The sequence below is a fragment of the Aeoliella mucimassa genome (assembly GCF_007748035.1).
GTDB lineage: Bacteria > Planctomycetota > Planctomycetia > Pirellulales > Lacipirellulaceae > Aeoliella > Aeoliella mucimassa.
In genome coordinates this window covers 4,421,790-4,438,751 of sequence record NZ_CP036278.1, presented here as the reverse complement: position 1 = coordinate 4,438,751, position 16,962 = coordinate 4,421,790, and the positions used below count along the sequence as shown (strand labels likewise).

The following is a 16,962-nucleotide window of genomic DNA, read 5'->3' as shown; positions in this document are numbered from 1 at the left end:
GGTTCTCCTGTCCCCCTTCCGTCTACCCGAAGTAATCGGGCTCCTGGCCGGCGATCCATTTGATGTTGCAACCGATGCTCGGGTGCTGCTCGTTTGTGGGAGCTTCGCCGCTGAGCACCGCGTCGACCGCCGCCCGCAGATCCTCGCCGGTTGGCTGGCTGCCGCTGTCGGGGCGGGTGGCGTCGAACTGGCCGCGGTAAACCAGCTTCTTATCGGCGTCGAACACGTAGAAGTCGGGCGTGCAGGCGGCTCGGTACGCCTTGGCGACTTCCTGCGTTGCGTCGTACAGGTAAGGGAAGCAGTAGCCGCGGTTTTCCGCCTCGGTTTTCATGAGCTCGGGCGAATCGGCCGGGTGGGTTTCGACATTGTTGCTGCTAATTGCCACCACGGCCACGCCTTTTTCGGTGTACTCCTTGCCGAAACTGGCCAACTCGTCGGCCAGGTGCTTCACGAACGGGCAGTGGTTGCAGATGAACGCGACGACCAGGGCAGGGGACCCGGCAAAATCGGCCAGCGACACGGTGGTGCCATCCACATTGGGCAACGAGAAATCAGGGGCCTCCGAGCCCAGGGGCAACATGGTGCTGGGGGTGAGTGCCATGGGATAACCTTTTGTTGGTTGGAGTGTCTATAAGGTAAGCTTCTCAGGGAGTATTACGGAAGCTTTGGGGAATGGCAACGGCTGCGGCTTGCGTTGACACTAGGGGCGAGCGTCCTATAATCAGGCCAGTTAACAACTTGCGTCAAGGCGGCCGGTTTCCCCTGATCCCCAGGCGCGAACCAAACCGAAAAGCATTTCGTAACAGACAAGTAACAAATAACCCCGCGTGGTCAGGAGCAAGAACCATGGCACTGTTAGAACTCGACAACGACAACTTTGAAGCCGAAGTGCTGAACAGCAGCGAGCCTGTGCTCGTCGATTTTTGGGCTCCCTGGTGCGGTCCTTGCCGTATGATTGCCCCGCTGGTGGAAGAACTGGCCAGCGACAACGCCGGCAAAGCCAAAGTGGCCAAGCTGAACATCGACGACTCCCAGAACCTGGCCGAGCAATACCGCGTGAGCAGCATTCCCACGCTCATGGTGTTCAAGGATGGCCAGCCGGTCGAGACCTTCGTTGGTCCCCAGCCCAAAGCCAAGCTGCAGCAAGCGATCGACGCCGCCAAGGTTTAATGCCGAGGATACGAGCGCGAGCCTGCTAGCACGCCTGGCGATAGCAGCTACCAAGGCCCCTGTTTTGGATGAGTTCCAAGACGGGGCCTTATTTTTTGCCTAATCGGACTAATCCCACACTTTTGGTTTCATGCGGAGCCCGAAAACCGCCGATGGAGAATTTGGGGGGATCATATACATTATTGCGCTTCGTAGAACTTTGCGGCGAAAGGACTCACCGCATGACCGACCAACCCTCCTCATCACCGGCAGACACCACCGCGCGCATCGATGCGCCGCATGCGGTTCGGCCGGCACGCGCCGAAGCAGCAGCCGCCAAGCCGGTCATGGTTGCGGCAGCAGCCAGCGACGATCTGCAGCCGCAGGCGACCACGCAGGAGCCGATCGAACGGCACGCGGCCGAACTGGCCGAGCAACTGCAACGCCGCCAGTCGGACATCGACCGCCGAGCAGCGATGCTGGCCGCCCAAGAGGCCGACATCGAGAGCAAAGTTCGCACCGCCCGCATGTGGTTTGAAGAGCGCGAACGAGAACTCAACGAGCGCGAAGCTGCGATCGACAATCCGCCGCCCGTGGTGGCCGAGCTCGATCCGGAAGTCGCCGCGGAGCTCGAACGTCGCCAACGCGACCTCGATGCCCGCCAGGCATCGCTGTATCAACAGTTGGAGCAGTTCACGCAAGATCGTGCTGAGCTGGAGCAGAAGGTCGAACGGCTCGCCGCGCACGAAGTGCATCTGAAGGAGATCGAAGAGTCGGTCGAGCGGCGGCATCGCTCGCTGGCCGACGAGCGGCAGGACATTGCCGAGCAAGCGGCCGAGCTTGACGACCGTCGGGCGAAGCTCCATCGGCGGGGTGAAGAGATCGAGCATCGCGATGCCGAACTGCGGAGTCGCGAGATGCAGCTCGCTTTGCGACGGCAGGAGATCGAAACCGCGGTGAAGCGATTCGAGCAGATGGGCGTTACCCACGAACGGATGCAGGCCCTTGATGTCCAAGCAGCCGAGTTCGAAACGCGCACCAAGTATCTTGACCAGGCCGAGCAACTGCTGAAGGAAGACTCGCAGAAGCTCGCCCAGCGTCGTCAGGAACTCGACGACGAATATCGCAACGCGACCGAACAGCTGCGGAGCGACCGCCAGAAACTGATCGGCGAGCAGGAGGCGTTCCGCCAGCAGGTGGCTCGCCGAACCAAGGAACTGGATCAACGCGAGGGAGAGCTCGATCAACGCGAGCAATCGCTCACCAACCTACGGCAAGAGCTGGAAGCCAGCCAGCGAGAAGTGCTCGAAATGCGTCTGGCCACCGAAGAGACCTGGGCGCAGCTCACCGGAGCCTTGTCGCCGGCGAGCCTGACGCGAAGCATCGCCCAAACGCGAAATCGCCTGGCCGATCACTACGAAGAGCAGTTGCGCGAGCTGTACGAGCGCAAGGACGAGCTGGAGCAGTTCCGCAACGAACTGTCCGAAGAGCACGTGCAAATAGAAACGCGGCGGACGCAATTCCAGGAATGGCAGCGCCGCCGCGAAAAAGAAATTGAACAGCAGGCCAGCCGACTCATTGCTCGCGAACAGGAGCTTGATCGGCAGCAAATGCACTTCGAGGCGGAGGAGTCGAAGTGGCGACTCGAACGCGACGACTATCGGGCGGAGATCCGGCAGCTACTTACGCAGTTGCGTAAGGGCATACTCGATGCGGCTGCCTGATCCGCGGTAGCCGCGGTTACTTGCTTTCGTAAGTGTCGCCAGGTGTGGTGACTTCGGCTTCGCTCGCCAGGCGGGCAGCTTCGTTGGCGTAGGCGTAAGCGGCCTGTAGCTCGAAACGGCTGAAGTAAGGCGAACGGCTGATGTTACGACGGGTGCCGGTGAGCTTGGCAGCGAGTTCCTGCCACGACAGGTCGTTGTTCAAGTGCCAGGCAGCCGCTTGGGCAGCGTTGTGCTGCAGTTGACCCTTACCGAAAGCCTTGAGCAGTTCGATGACTTCGGGGCGATCGCTCGATGGATCGACGGGACGCAGATTGTAAGGCTTGCTGCTCGAAGGATCCTTCTTGCCGTGGTCCAGGCACAACAGTGGTACTTCGATCTTGGTGATGCGTTCGGGAGCAACGCTGAAAACGCCGCCGCCGCCACCCATGCCGCCGCCGCCCATACCACCGCCGCCACCGCCGACGCTTTGGTTACCACCGCCACCGCCGCCGCCGAAACCGCCACCGCCGCCACCCATGCCGCCACCGCCGCCGAACTGGGCAACGACCGGGTCGCCGACGAACGCTTCGGGCATTCTGACCTTCACGCCGTGCGGCAGCTTGTTGGTGATGAGGATACGGCCTTCGTGATCGCTCTTAGCGATGAACTTCACTTCGATTTGGCCCGCTTCGCGAGCTTCGAAAAGGTCGACAATCGCGTCTTCGGCCACGTCTTCAACCGCCGGGGCAGGTTCCGCTTCTTCGGCGGCAGGAGCTTCTTCGACTTCGGTTGCCTTTTCTTCCACCGCGGGAGCCGCTTCGGGAGCCGTGGTTTCGGCCTCGGTGTCAGCCCAGCTAGGGGAACCGGCAGCCAGCAGAATAGCGGCGAACAGCAGGGAAGTACGGGATAGGTGAGTCAGCATCGATTCCGCTCCGACAGGCAGATATTCAGGGGGTAGGATTGTTCCGGAAGAGGCGTGGAGCGCCAGGCTAAATAGCGGCGCACGTCCACCCTATCTCTCCAGCATAATCTCTCGAACCGCCGGTGCCAAACTATTCCCGGGAGGGAAATCGCAGGAACCTGGCCTCGGGAATCGGGCAAACCGGCGGCGAAAAGCAGGTTTCCGCGGTTCGCAGCGGGGTTAAACTTCGTCTCCCGCCTGGATTTGCATATAGCTCTCGTACCGGCGGAAGTCGAGCCGGTTGTCGGCCACCGCGTCTTTCACCGCGCAGAACGCCTCGTGGGTGTGGGTGCAGTCGGGAAACCGACACTGGCTCACGTACGGGCGGAGCTCGCGGAAAAAGCCGGCTACTTCCTCGGGAATCACGTCCCACAGCTGGAATTGGCGGATGCCGGGCGTATCGATCACGTGGCCGCCGCACTCCAGGGGAAACAGCTCAGCGGTGGTCGTCGTATGACGACCCTTCTGCGACTCGGCACTCACGGTCTGCACCCGCAGGCCAAGGCCAGGTTCGATGGCGTTCAGCAGCGACGATTTGCCGACGCCGCTCTGTCCGGTCAGCACGCTGTTGCGATCGCTCAGCAACGCCCGCAGTTGAGCGACGTTCTGCCCTGTTGTGGCTGAGACCAGCAGCACCTGGTAGCCGAGCTGGCTATAGACCCCCACCAGCGGCATGAGCTCCGCGGGGTCGAGCAGGTCGATTTTGTTGATGCAGACTACCGGGCGGATCTCGGTTTTTTCGGCCGTGAGCAGGTAGCGGTCGATGAGATTCGGCTTGATGCGGGGCTCGGCCGCGCTGGCGACGATGATCATCTGGTCGACGTTGGCCACGAGCACGTGTTGGCGGCCCCGGCTCGTGCGGCTCAGCAGCCCATGGCGAGGCTCAACCCGCTCGATGATGCCCTCGCCATCCCCTTCGGGACGGAACCAGACGTGATCGCCGGCTGCGACCACATGTCGCTGGTCGGTCGACAGGGTCTTGAGTAACCGCCGCGTGGCGCAGCGGAACTGCTGGCCCTGGTCGTCGCGAACGATGCTCACCAGACCCTGCACGCGAAGCACTCGACCTTCGCGGCAGATGGTGGTATCCACATCGGGCAGGATGTACGAGCCTGCTTCGTCTTCGATCAGCTCGCCGCCGGCGACCGTGCGTTTACGGCTTAACGAGCCTTTTCCGCTGATGCGTTCGGCCTTCAGATGGTCTTCGGCGTCGGACTCGCCGAACGAGCGCGTTAGGTCGTTCTCGCGGGTCCGCACCTCGCGGTTCTTGCGAAACGACGCACGGATTTTCTTCTTCTTGCGAGACATAGGTTAGCCGCCGTGCCAGCCGGATTGGTTGGGCGAGGTGCGAGTAGGCGACGAACTAACGACAACCGTCATACGTCTAAACCGGCTTGTCGGGGGTGTCGATCTGTCCGGCATCGTTGTTCGTGGGATCGTACCGGCGCGGCGTGCTCCCGCTTCCGCGCCCGCGACGCTGGGCGTCGAGCCCCGCCCGCGACAACAGCGACTCGCCGAGGATTTCCTGCGACAGATTGTCGACCGGCGGAGGACCCACCGCTCCCAGATCGGCCGGCGAGTACTGCACCTCGTAGCGATGCTTGGCCACCGCCAGCACGTCGCCAGGGTCCAAACGCTTTTCCTGCACGCGGACGTTGTTCACTTTAATGCCGTTGCGACTCCCCAAGTCGCGCACAAACCAGTAGCCACTGTCGACGGATAGTTGGCAATGATGGGCCGAAACATTGGCGAAGCGCAGCACGATGTCGCAGCTCTCGCGGCGGCCCACAAGTAGTTGTTTCTTTTTCAGGGGGATGGTGTCACCACCGCCCTGGGGAATGAGTTCACCGTATTCGGCGTCGGAGCCGTACATGGTTGACCTCGCAAGCAGAACGTAGGAAGTTGGGATACAATAAGCATCCGCAGTATTTATACCAACCCTTTAATCTATTCGTGAACGCAATTGCAGTCAACCAAACCACTTACGAACCACGGCGAAATCCCACCCTGGCGCGAATCGGGACTCCGTTATTACAGTCTTCGCTACCGATTACACGAAATGTTTGGCACACGTGTCCAAAAAGTGAGTATCAACGCTCATTTTACGTGTCCTAACGTCGACGGAACCGTGGCCATGGGGGGCTGTACGTTCTGCGACAATCGCAGCTTCAGCCCCAGCAGGCGGCTTCCCAGGGCGGATGTCTTGGGGCAAATCAACCAAAGTTTGGTCCGCATGCGGAACCGATATGCCGACTGCGAAAAATTTATCGCCTATTTTCAGCCCGGCACCAACACTTACGCTCCCGTCGATCGGCTCCGCCCGTTGTACGAGAAAGCCCTCGAGCACCCCCAGGTGGTCGGCCTCGCCATCGGTACCCGCCCCGACTGCGTGCCCGACGACGTGCTCGCGTTGCTCAACGAGTTAGGGGAGCGGACCTACGTGTCGGTTGAGTATGGTATGCAGACCATGCACAACGCGTCGCTCGATTGGATGAACCGCGGCTGCCATCACGACGCGATGATCGACGCCATGCGGCGGAGCCAGGACCGCAACTTCGAGATCTCGGCCCATGCCATCCTCGGGTTGCCAGGCGAGTCGCACGACGACATGCTGGCCACCGCCCGCGAGCTTGCGCGGCTTAAGGTCGACGCGGTGAAGCTGCACAACCTGTACTGCGTGAAGAACACCCCGCTGGCCGACATGGTCGAGTCGGGCGAAGTCACGCTAATGGGCCAGGACGACTACGTTCGCGCCGTGGTAGATTTCCTGGAGCTGCTCCCGCCGAATGTGGTGGTCGAACGCATCAGCGGCGACGCCCCGCCCGACTACTTCGTCGGCCCCGACTGGTGCCTGAACAAAGGGGCGGTCAAACGCGAGATCGACGCCGAGTTCGCCCGCCGCGACACCTGGCAAGGCAAGGCGGTGCAGCCAAGCGCGTCGATGTAATCTACTGAAATCAGCAGTAATGTGTTTGTGCTGGGGTTCCTGCACCGACCGTCTAGCGACATAATTGTCGTTCCAGGTGTTTCAGCTCCCTCGTCTCATGGAATCGCATCGATGGCCCGTGACAAAAATCGCATTGCTTCAACCCAGAAGTTAGGGGCTTCGGTCAAGAATCGATCCGTAATCCGAAAGTCATCGCGGGGGCTGAAGCGTCGCAGCGTGTTGTTGATGATACCATTGACTATCCTTACGCTTGGCATTTACATGAATTATTGGGTGCATGTAAATGCGATAGCGATCAATCGAAGGTTTGGATGCGAGCAAGTGTCGATGAAGATCGTGTGGGCGTACTGGGCGGTCACCGGTTTCACCTTTGCCTTAGTTACTGACCTTATTCTCACCAAAGTCTATGAACCCCATTTAATCGATTCGATGATGCAGTTTGTGGATAAGGTCCATATTGTCTTCACCCTGATTGTGGCGTTTGCGATTCGTGGAGGTCTCGACGCGATGCTACCAATCGAAGCTCCGAATAACCAGCGTTTTAAGGGCCTGTGGACGTTCTTGTTCAATGTCTTTTACCTGCAGTGGAAAGTGAATCGTCATCTAGAGTCCGGCGTGTTTCAGCCGGCGGAGTAATCGTAGGGCGTAAGAGTTTGGGGGCGCTAGAAAGTAGCACGACTCTCCGAGTCGTAAGTAGTAGGCACACCCCTGCCTGATGGTACACGGTTCGGTGCGATCGACCGTCTCCGATGTCCAACGACACGGAGTGTCGTGCTACAATCCTGTTATGGAAAAGGAACCTATTCAATTCCGGGAATTCGATCCTGCTGGGGACATCCAATATGCCGAGCGGAAGCTTCCCCACTGGTTCCAACCCGGCGTCGCCATGTTTGTGACGTTTCGAACGAAGGATTCAATGCCACGCGCGGTGGTGGATCGCTGGCAATTCGAACTTGACGCATGGGTGCGAGAGCAGGGACTTGGCGATTCAGCAACAATTGCGACATCTCACGTCGAGCAATGGCCAAGAGCAATCCAAAGTGAATACCGCCGGCTTCGCAATCGGCTATGGCAGTTTGCGTTGGACAAGTGCCATGGCGAATGCGTCTTGCGACGTCCTGAATTGGCGTCGATCGTAAGCCAGTCTCTGCTTTATTTTAACGGCGAACGTTACGATGTGGATTGCTTTGTTGTTATGCCAAATCACGTGCACCTTCTGGTCCAGTTCCACGGTGGCTGGTCGCTTGCCAAGCAATCGGAAAGTTGGCTGCGTTTCTCAGGAGGACAAATCAATCAGCAATTGGGGCGACGGGGAGCTTTTTGGCAAGCGGAGCCATTTGATCATTTGGTACGGAGTGCGGAACAATTTGAGTTTTTCCGCTGTTACATCGCTGAAAATCCTCAGAAGGCAAACCTGAAACCAAGTGAGTATGTCTTATGGACACAAACAAGAAAGTAGCACGACTCTCCGAGTCGTAAGTAGTGGGCAAACCCCTGCCTGGTGGTAAACGGCTCGGTGCGATCGACATTCTCCAAGGTCCAACGACACGGAGTGTCGTGCTACAATCGGTTTCGCCAGTCTTGCGAACCGAAGGCCGCTTTCGCTTGTCATCCACCACATGACTCCCGCTCCTCAAAACCCGAACCTCATTTACTCCATCGGCACCCAGGTGGTAGTGCTCAAGAGCGTGCAGGGCTCGGATGGCAAGGCGGTGCACCCGGCCGGGGCGGTTGGCGTAGTGGTGCGGGCGCCGCGGGATCAGCATCATTCCTATCGCATTCGTTTCCCCGATGGCTTCGAGGCACTCCTCGGCCATCACCAGCTGATGTTGCTCTCGCAGTACAAGCAAGGTGCCATCGACCAGGCGAATCCCACGCTCTCTACCCAAGGGCTGTTCGACCGCGTGATCTATCGCTGCGTCGTCGGTTCGCGGGCGTTCGGGCTCGATACCGAGGAGTCCGATACCGACCGCCGAGGCATTTATTTGCCGCCGGCCGAATTGCACTGGTCGCTGTACGGCGTGCCCGAGCAGTTGGAAAACGAAGGTAGCGAAGAGTGCTACTGGGAACTGCAGAAGTTCCTCGTCATGGCCCTCAAGGGGAATCCGAATATCCTCGAGTGCCTTTACACGCCGCTGGTCGAGCACGCGACACCGCTCGCCGAGCAACTGCTCGCCATGCGCGAGGCGTTTCTATCGCGACTGGTCTACCAAACGTACAACGGCTACGTGATGAGCCAGTTCAAACGCATGCAAGCCGCGCTGCGCAATCAGGGTCGCATCAAACCTAAGCATGTGATGCACTTGATCCGGCTACTCCTCTCGGGCATTCATGTGCTCCGCGAAGGTTTCGTGCCGGTCGACGTCGGCGAGCACCGCGAGCGGCTGTTTGCGATCAAGAACGACGAAATGCCGTGGGACGAAGTCGAAGCCTGGCGCAAGCAGCTACACAAAGAGTTCGACCGAGCCAACGCCGAGACCACCCTGCCCGAGCGCCCCGACTACGAACAGGCGAACGAGTTCTTGGTGCGGGCTCGGCGATTGGCCGTGGAGAATGAATTGCCATGAATACCACCACGCTTGTGATGTCGTGGAGAAACACCGTTGACAACCAGATTCTTTGGCGAACCGCCATTCAGCGTGGATGGTCGGTAGAACGGATGCGCGGTCTGCAGGTGCCGGAGATCGATACGGACCGAGTGGTGGTCTACATCGAATCGCTTCTTGCGCCGAGTTTAGCCAGTCAGTTGGGTGTTGAATTGAGTTTGTTAACGGACGATTGGTTGCCGCAGCTTCCCGAAAAGTATCGTCTTCGGCAAGTGGAACTCACAACTTTGGGGGACATCGTTGAAGCCGACTTGCCACGATTCCTTAAGCCGCCAAACGAGAAGTCGTTTCCGGCGAAGGTCTACGAGAAGGTGGACTCGCTGTTAGCCGACTATGGTGAAACGACCACGGTGCTCTCCGCGACTCCAGTTGAGTGGGTAGCCGAGTTTCGCTGTTTCTGTCTGGACTCACAGGTGCGGACTCTCTCTCCCTATTTGAGGCGGGGGGAACTGAGTGCGCTCGATGGATTCACCGCCACTGACGAAGAGTTGCGTGATGCGAAGCACTTTGCCGAGTCCGTACTAAACGACCAGCGGGTGACGGTCCCCAGGGCTGTGGTGCTCGACGTTGGTATCATTGAGGGGTTCGGCTGGGCTGTGGTCGAAGCAAATGCCGCGTGGGGATCGGGTATCTATGGTTGTGATCCAAACGAAGTGCTAGATGTCCTCAAGCAAGCTACGACGAAGTGCAATGAACGCCCAAACGATTGATAACGAGAAGCTCCAGTGTCACGTCGACGCCCATCCCTATCCGCTCGTCTTTGCGACGATCAGCGGCGCGCACTTGTATGGTTTCCCCTCGCCCGATTCCGATTTCGATTTGCGTGGGGTGCACCTGCTGCCGCTCGACCATTTGTTGGGGCTGGAAGTGTCCCACGAAACCGTGGAAAAGTCGGGCGTGTACGATGGCTTGGAGATCGACCTGGTAACGCACGATGCGAAAAAGTTCTTTGGGCTGATGCTCAAGAAGAATGGCTACGTGCTCGAGCAGTTGCTTTCGCCGCTGGTGGTGCATACCACGCCGGAGCACGAAGAGCTCAAGCAGCTTGCCGCGAAGTGCATTACCCGTTACCACGGCCATCACTACTTGGGATTTGCCGCGAATCAGTGGAAGCTGTTTGGTCGCGAGGAGCCACCACGGGTGAAGCCGCTGCTCTATACGTTTCGAGTGTTGTTGACCGGGATCCATTTGATGCGAACTGGCCAGGTCGAAGCCAACCTGCTGCGCCTGAACGAAACCGCGAAGCTCACCTACATCGACGATTTAGTCGCTCGCAAACTCGAGGGGCCCGAGAAAGGGCGACTCGAAACCGGGCAGCTGGAATACTACGAGCGCGAGTATCAGCGATTGCTCGCCGAACTAGAAACCGCCATGGCCGAATCGCCGCTACCCGAACAACCAACCGCCCGCGCGACACTCGACGATCTGTTGGTGCGGCTGCGGCTGCAAGAAGGGGCAGGTCCGTGAGTGAATTGCTTCTGAAAGATGAGAGTTTTCGCTGGTAAATGGCCACTGGGGGTGGTCTAATGAACAGGTGTTGTGTTGTCCGTTGTCCGTTGTCCGTTGTTGGAGGGGGGAAGGATGTAACAGAGAGAGCGAAAAACTAATCGAATACAACCACCACGCCAGCGCGGTGTAGGAGCGGTCTCTGACCGCGATGCCCTTTGCTGAATTGAGGGAGAGAGACGGAATCCTCCCAAGAATACCCGGAGGTCAACCCAGTAGTAACTGGGATGAAGCGTGCGATTGTAGGAACGGCGATCGACACCACTCTAACCAGCGATATCAGGAACTCGTCAAAAAGTATCGGTGATAGAGGCGGTTGCGCGAGTCTTTATCTTGTCGATAATAAAAAGGCCGCTGTAAGCGGTTGCGATGATTGAAGTTACGAATGAAATGAAATAGAAGCTCACATACGCGGTCACCCCGAGCACAAGTCTGATATGTGGTAATAGCAAGATACTTGCGATGAGAAAAAGTATTGCAAGATGCATGAGCCTAAACCGCATTGTGGCTTTACTAGGGATGAACTTTTCGAAGAATCTTCCTGAACAATATGCGACAGTAACGCCAACGCCAGCGTTGGCAATGAGAAGGCCCCATTTGATTGTTAAGAGAGGTGCTTTTTCTAATGGCCAAGGCCAGCAGGTTACGCCTCCCATATCAGAATCGTTACTCTCGATTTGTCGTGTCATGTATGTAACAGGCCATCCGTGCTTATAGACTTCGTTGGGGCTAAGTGAAAAATGCATCCAAGAGTAGGTCGGGTATATTTGCATCGCACTAAACATAAGCAGCACTAGCAATGAACCTTGCAAATGGGCGTGACGCCTAGAAATCTGAACGGCTGACACGTTGTAATTGACCTCATTGTTTGTGTGCAGGCTAAACTATGACTGTTCAGTATCGATTAATTGTAGCAGCTGCAAGCGAATGTGATATGATCGAAACGGTCGACTCCGGCAGCGGAGAAGTGGTCGAATCACTCTTCAACTATTGTCCACACTGCGTCGATGCGATCGCTACACGGATTACCTCCAGCGACATACATGTCTATCTGCACGACGGCAGGCTGGCACTGTCAGCCTAAATTTGTGGGTGCCACTTTACGCCGTTAACCCTTTTCGTAGTACTGGTTTGATTTGCTTTGCTCGCAGGGCCTGTGTCTTGGTAGCAGTGAGCAGTTGTGGTACTCCTGGCGGTTTGGCTTGTTTTTTTCGTGGGTAGTTGCGGCTGGTTTTGTTTGCTCTCTTGTAGCTGTCGATGATGGCTTGGCGAAGCCTCTCGCACAGGCGTTCGTTTTTCTCCGTTGGATGCAGGTAATCACGCATCGTGCGGCGAAACGCCAACAGCAGCTTGGCGAAACTCAACTTTGCTGGTGTGATGCCTTGCTTCATCGCTTCGACCAACGCGAACAGCGACATCGCCCATAAGCCGAACAACGACCAGGTGATTTCGAGCTTGGCGTTCTCGGCTTCGCGAGAGAGGAGTTTTCGACGGTGAAAGGTCTGCTTGAGATGGCGATAGAATAGTTCGATGCCCCAGCGACGTGCATACAATGCAATCACCTGCTTGTCGCTCAATTCACGCCGAGAAAGGATATTGGTAACCAGGTAGACCGGCTGCTTGCCATCCGTAGCGACCACCAGTCGCAACACGAGCGGTTCGTTGCCACGCTTCGATTCCCGATCGGGCCATAGATAGACCGTGCCGGTCCATTCCCGTACATAACCAAGCTGTTTCAGCAACCGCACATTGGCTCCCACTCGCAGCAGGACGTGTCGGCCACTTTTGATAATCGCTTGCAGCCCTTCGTACCCCATGAATCCGCCATCGGCCGTTATCAAAGCCCCGGCTGGCAAGCTAGTGAGCATCTCCCGCAAGTGGACACGTTCGCTACTGTCACCAGGTCCGACCCGCCAGTCCCACGGCAATCCCGTACCGATGTGCCACATCGTTGTGAGCCAGAGTTGAGGCGAGTTGACTTTCTTCGCATCTTTGGCCTGCCGTCTCTTGTAGCGACTGTTCTTTACCCGTCGTGCGTGACGAATCGTCGAATAGGCTTGTTCGTGCGAGCGGGTGCGAGGCAATTCAAGGCGACTACCATCGACCGCGAATACGAGGTATCCCGCGGTGAGCCAGCAATCGGTCAGCGTCGCTTGCATCCGTTGTTGCAGCACTGACTGCAACAACGCGGCGAGCGGCTTCGTCCAGCGACGAAGGATTTTTATGAAGGCTTGGTAGGAAGTGGCCAGTTGCTGTTGCTCTTTATCGAGGCAGAGTAGTATCTTACGCACAACGAAAAAACGCTCGGTGAGAGTCTGCTCGTCCGACCAGGCCCATAACAGCGCGGCTGCCATTAGTGACCGAGGAGTCCAACTGCAGTCGTTGCGGAAGCGGATCGTTCGCCAACAGATTCCCGCCAACAACCAACGCAAACATTGCCGAAGGCACACGATATTCAGCCGCACTTGAGTGTCTCGATGTAACATGCCCGATTCCCTTCGGGTAAGTGATGGCCGCCCCTTCCTTGGTTCAACTGAAAGGATGGCCGAAATACGCTGTTACATCGAGACCTCTTTTTTAAGGCAAAGAAAGGGTTAACGGCGTAGGGTGCCACTCTACGCCGTTAACCCTTTTCGTAGTACTGGTTTGATTTGCTTTGCTCGCAGGGCCTGTGTCTTGGTAGCAGTGAGCAGTTGTGGTACTCCTGGCGGTTTGGCTTGTTTTTTTCGTGGGTAGTTGCGGCTGGTTTTGTTTGCTCTCTTGTAGCTGTCGATGATGGCTTGGCGAAGCCTCTCGCACAGGCGTTCGTTTTTCTCCGTTGGATGCAGGTAATCACGCATCGTGCGGCGAAACGCCAACAGCAGCTTGGCGAAACTCAACTTTGCTGGTGTGATGCCTTGCTTCATCGCTTCGACCAACGCGAACAGCGACATCGCCCATAAGCCGAACAACGACCAGGTGATTTCGAGCTTGGCGTTCTCGGCTTCGCGAGAGAGGAGTTTTCGACGGTGAAAGGTCTGCTTGAGATGGCGATAGAATAGTTCGATGCCCCAGCGACGTGCATACAATGCAATCACCTGCTTGTCGCTCAATTCACGCCGAGAAAGGATATTGGTAACCAGGTAGACCGGCTGCTTGCCATCCGTAGCGACCACCAGTCGCAACACGAGCGGTTCGTTGCCACGCTTCGATTCCCGATCGGGCCATAGATAGACCGTGCCGGTCCATTCCCGTACATAACCAAGCTGTTTCAGCAACCGCACATTGGCTCCCACTCGCAGCAGGACGTGTCGGCCACTTTTGATAATCGCTTGCAGCCCTTCGTACCCCATGAATCCGCCATCGGCCGTTATCAAAGCCCCGGCTGGCAAGCTAGTGAGCATCTCCCGCAAGTGGACACGTTCGCTACTGTCACCAGGTCCGACCCGCCAGTCCCACGGCAATCCCGTACCGATGTGCCACATCGTTGTGAGCCAGAGTTGAGGCGAGTTGACTTTCTTCGCATCTTTGGCCTGCCGTCTCTTGTAGCGACTGTTCTTTACCCGTCGTGCGTGACGAATCGTCGAATAGGCTTGTTCGTGCGAGCGGGTGCGAGGCAATTCAAGGCGACTACCATCGACCGCGAATACGAGGTATCCCGCGGTGAGCCAGCAATCGGTCAGCGTCGCTTGCATCCGTTGTTGCAGCACTGACTGCAACAACGCGGCGAGCGGCTTCGTCCAGCGACGAAGGATTTTTATGAAGGCTTGGTAGGAAGTGGCCAGTTGCTGTTGCTCTTTATCGAGGCAGAGTAGTATCTTACGCACAACGAAAAAACGCTCGGTGAGAGTCTGCTCGTCCGACCAGGCCCATAACAGCGCGGCTGCCATTAGTGACCGAGGAGTCCAACTGCAGTCGTTGCGGAAGCGGATCGTTCGCCAACAGATTCCCGCCAACAACCAACGCAAACATTGCCGAAGGCACACGATATTCAGCCGCACTTGAGTGTCTCGATGTAACATGCCCGATTCCCTTCGGGTAAGTGATGGCCGCCCCTTCCTTGGTTCAACTGAAAGGATGGCCGAAATACGCTGTTACATCGAGACCTCTTTTTTAAGGCAAAGAAAGGGTTAACGGCGTAGGGTGCCACTGCTGGCTTGCCGCGGACTACCTTTCTAGATCGCATGGCAGTAGCAACGGCTGGATGATGATCCGCCATGTTACCGAATCACCAGCAGTGGGCTGGATGCTTGGTGTGGTGTGTTACTACACTCGAAGAACTGAGCAGCCAACGAACCCCGGCTACAGATCGGCGGTAGTGCGTTGCCTTGACGTGTGAAACGGTTTCGTTCGAGCCACGGATGAACACGGATCCTCACGGATCCTCACGGATCATCACGGATCATCACGGATGGCGCGGCCTCTTGGGCTTCGCCCACCGACAACAGGGCGTGGTGCGTTTTGCGAAGTGGCAATGCGTCGTGCGCCCAGCTGTCGGTGCTACCCAGTTGCTCCGCGGGCTCGGCGACTCTCTGCCATGCTGCCTCGATTGTCGTGCCATGCTCTGGTGCCAATCGAAGTCGGATGTGAAACAGTGAGGGGCGTTTTCCGCTTCCCATCTCCCCGGCCCTGAGAGGCCGACCCGTGTTTCTGGAATTGGGCCAGCGGTGGGTGAATTTGGTGCTTCACGGCTGTTTGGATTCTCACCACTTTTCGCTGGAAAATGGCCACCCGTGCTGTTCTAATGGACAGGTGATGAAGGCAGTCGGCTTTCAGCTATCGGCTGTTGGCTTTTTAGTGAAAGGAGGTTTGCGAGATGTGATGCTTGTTTGAATGGTAGACTTATAGCGACGCGCAGGCGAATGGTTGCCGGCGTGGGTGTTTGCTGCTGCGCGTGTGGGTAAAGCGTTTGGTGGGGCTGCGTCGCTGGAAGCTCCTGGACCCGCCCTACGAGTCGCTCGTTGGTGACGCGTTCGAAATGACTATCTGAGATCTTTCAGCCGCTGGAAGCTCCGTAAGGATGACATTCCGCATTCCGCATTCCGTATTCCCCATTCCCAACCCCCAACCCCCAACTCCCAACTCCCAACTCCCAACCCAAAATACTTTCCCACCCATGGGAATCTATTTTGGGCAACTATCGCGGAGGTGTTGATGTAAATGCATACAGTTAAACGACTTGCGACCGCCCGGCACTGCGAATATAGATTCCCACTCGATGTGTTTTGGGAAATGGGAATCTATTCGCGTGCGAAAACCACTGGTTTTGTAGCGTGGGCGGAGATTCAATTTTCCCATCGGTGGGTAAATTGGGAATCTATTCGTGAGCGGTGGGAATCTATTTCTCCCAGGCGAGTGCTCGCCCAGCCGAATGGCTTGGTCTACCGAGATGGATAGGAAGATACGATACTAGTGACTCCGAATACCCGCTTTGCTAGCGTTCCCCATATCCTTCGCACCTTGATGGAAAAAGACCCGATGCAAAATAAGTCTCCCATGCTCCAGCAGCTATGTAGCGGTACGAGTCGCTGCCTGGATGGTTCGATGAAGAAGATTCGTCATTGCCTCGACCAACTGACCGACGAGCAGGTGTGGTGGCGGCCGGCCGACGACATGAACTCCATCGGCAACATGATGTTGCACCTGGCGGGTAACCTGCGGCAGTGGGCCATCGTCGGCATCGGCGGCGGCGACGACCTTCGTGACCGCCCGGCCGAGTTTGCCGCCCGCGAGCCGCTGTCGAAGGACGAACTACTTGCGCGACTGCAAGGCACCGTAGATGAAACGAAGCAGGTGCTGGCCAACGCGACCGAAGAGCAGTTGCTCGCTGGGCAGGTGATACAAGGATTCTCGGTAACTGGCGTTGAGATCTTGTTCGATACGATTCCCCACTTCCAAGGTCATACGCAAGAAATCATTTGCTACACCCGCATGCAAGTCGGCCCGGCGTATCGGTTCTACTGGTCCCCCTCCACGCCCGAAGAGGGAGCGTAAACGATCCACGCTAGCACAGCGCCTGGCTCGCTGGATGCTGTTAGCTAACTTCGATCGAATGGTCCTATCAACTGGTGGTAATTGACAGTCGTTAGCTTGGTGATCGTTGCCGCAACT

Annotated in this window: 16 protein-coding genes; 9 read left to right on the top strand and 7 right to left on the bottom strand. The window is 57.4% G+C overall.

Annotation, left to right across the window (positions count from 1 at the left end; all coding sequences use genetic code 11):
- Positions 1 to 22: 22 nt before the first annotated feature.
- Complete coding sequence (locus tag Pan181_RS17320) at positions 23 to 601, bottom strand: thioredoxin family protein (RefSeq protein WP_145248554.1); 579 nt, start codon at positions 599 to 601, stop codon at positions 23 to 25.
- A 245-nt stretch (positions 602 to 846) separates the two neighbouring features.
- Here Pan181_RS17320 and trxA point away from each other — a divergent pair, with 245 nt between their 5' ends.
- Both trxA and Pan181_RS17310 read left to right on the top strand, forming a co-directional pair.
- Complete coding sequence (gene trxA / locus Pan181_RS17315; RefSeq protein ID WP_145248551.1) at positions 847 to 1,170, top strand: thioredoxin; 324 nt, start codon at positions 847 to 849, stop codon at positions 1,168 to 1,170.
- A gap of 221 nt (positions 1,171 to 1,391) precedes the next feature.
- On the top strand, positions 1,392 to 2,873 hold the full coding sequence (locus Pan181_RS17310; RefSeq protein WP_145248549.1) for a coiled-coil domain-containing protein: 1,482 nt from the start codon (positions 1,392 to 1,394) through the stop codon (positions 2,871 to 2,873).
- A 16-nt stretch (positions 2,874 to 2,889) separates the two neighbouring features.
- Here Pan181_RS17310 and Pan181_RS26195 read toward each other — a convergent pair whose 3' ends face one another.
- The 3 genes from Pan181_RS26195 to Pan181_RS17285 form a co-directional block, all read right to left on the bottom strand.
- The gene (locus tag Pan181_RS26195; RefSeq protein ID WP_197528452.1) at positions 2,890 to 3,774 is read right to left on the bottom strand and encodes a hypothetical protein; all 885 of its coding nucleotides are present in this window, start codon (positions 3,772 to 3,774) and stop codon (positions 2,890 to 2,892) included.
- A gap of 219 nt (positions 3,775 to 3,993) precedes the next feature.
- Positions 3,994 to 5,121 carry a ribosome small subunit-dependent GTPase A gene (gene rsgA / locus Pan181_RS17290; RefSeq protein WP_145248541.1) on the bottom strand — a complete coding sequence of 376 codons (1,128 nt, stop codon included), beginning with the start codon at positions 5,119 to 5,121 and terminating at the stop codon, positions 3,994 to 3,996.
- Between the two features lie 76 nt (positions 5,122 to 5,197).
- Entirely contained in the window at positions 5,198 to 5,686 is a 489-nt protein-coding gene (locus tag Pan181_RS17285) for an FHA domain-containing protein (protein WP_145248538.1), read from the bottom strand.
- Between the two features lie 90 nt (positions 5,687 to 5,776).
- Between Pan181_RS17285 and Pan181_RS17280 the strand changes: the two genes are divergently transcribed.
- The 6 genes from Pan181_RS17280 to Pan181_RS17255 all read left to right on the top strand — a co-directional run bounded on the left by Pan181_RS17280 (position 5,777) and on the right by Pan181_RS17255 (position 10,833).
- Positions 5,777 to 6,760 (top strand): TIGR01212 family radical SAM protein, encoded by a 984-nt coding sequence (locus tag Pan181_RS17280; RefSeq protein ID WP_261342234.1) that lies wholly within the window; start codon positions 5,777 to 5,779, stop codon positions 6,758 to 6,760.
- A 225-nt stretch (positions 6,761 to 6,985) separates the two neighbouring features.
- Complete coding sequence (locus tag Pan181_RS17275; protein WP_197528451.1) at positions 6,986 to 7,396, top strand: hypothetical protein; 411 nt, start codon at positions 6,986 to 6,988, stop codon at positions 7,394 to 7,396.
- Between the two features lie 151 nt (positions 7,397 to 7,547).
- The gene (locus Pan181_RS17270; RefSeq protein WP_145248532.1) at positions 7,548 to 8,219 is read left to right on the top strand and encodes a transposase; all 672 of its coding nucleotides are present in this window, start codon (positions 7,548 to 7,550) and stop codon (positions 8,217 to 8,219) included.
- Positions 8,220 to 8,379: 160 nt separating this feature from the next.
- Complete coding sequence (locus tag Pan181_RS17265) at positions 8,380 to 9,327, top strand: nucleotidyltransferase domain-containing protein (RefSeq protein WP_145248530.1); 948 nt, start codon at positions 8,380 to 8,382, stop codon at positions 9,325 to 9,327.
- Entirely contained in the window at positions 9,324 to 10,076 is a 753-nt protein-coding gene (locus tag Pan181_RS17260) for an ATP-grasp domain-containing protein (RefSeq protein ID WP_145248528.1), read from the top strand. Before Pan181_RS17265 ends, Pan181_RS17260 begins: the two co-directional genes overlap by 4 nt.
- Entirely contained in the window at positions 10,057 to 10,833 is a 777-nt protein-coding gene (locus Pan181_RS17255; RefSeq protein WP_145248525.1) for a nucleotidyltransferase domain-containing protein, read from the top strand. Before Pan181_RS17260 ends, Pan181_RS17255 begins: the two co-directional genes overlap by 20 nt.
- A 329-nt stretch (positions 10,834 to 11,162) precedes the next feature.
- Here the strand turns inward: Pan181_RS17255 and Pan181_RS26630 are convergent, their stop codons facing one another.
- From Pan181_RS26630 to Pan181_RS17240, 3 genes are all read right to left on the bottom strand, one after another.
- A complete protein-coding gene (locus Pan181_RS26630) occupies positions 11,163 to 11,561 on the bottom strand; it encodes a hypothetical protein (protein ID WP_145248523.1) in 399 nt (132 codons plus the stop codon).
- A gap of 411 nt (positions 11,562 to 11,972) precedes the next feature.
- Positions 11,973 to 13,226 (bottom strand): IS4 family transposase, encoded by a 1,254-nt coding sequence (locus Pan181_RS17245; RefSeq protein WP_197528324.1) that lies wholly within the window; start codon positions 13,224 to 13,226, stop codon positions 11,973 to 11,975.
- Positions 13,227 to 13,487: 261 nt separating this feature from the next.
- Positions 13,488 to 14,741, bottom strand: a complete 1,254-nt coding sequence (locus Pan181_RS17240; RefSeq protein WP_197528324.1) for an IS4 family transposase — start codon at positions 14,739 to 14,741, stop codon at positions 13,488 to 13,490.
- A 1,522-nt stretch (positions 14,742 to 16,263) separates the two neighbouring features.
- On the opposite strand from Pan181_RS17240, the gene Pan181_RS17235 reads away from it, so the two are divergent.
- The gene (locus Pan181_RS17235) at positions 16,264 to 16,845 is read left to right on the top strand and encodes a DinB family protein (RefSeq protein WP_145248521.1); all 582 of its coding nucleotides are present in this window, start codon (positions 16,264 to 16,266) and stop codon (positions 16,843 to 16,845) included.
- The last annotated feature ends 117 nt before the right edge of the window (positions 16,846 to 16,962 follow it).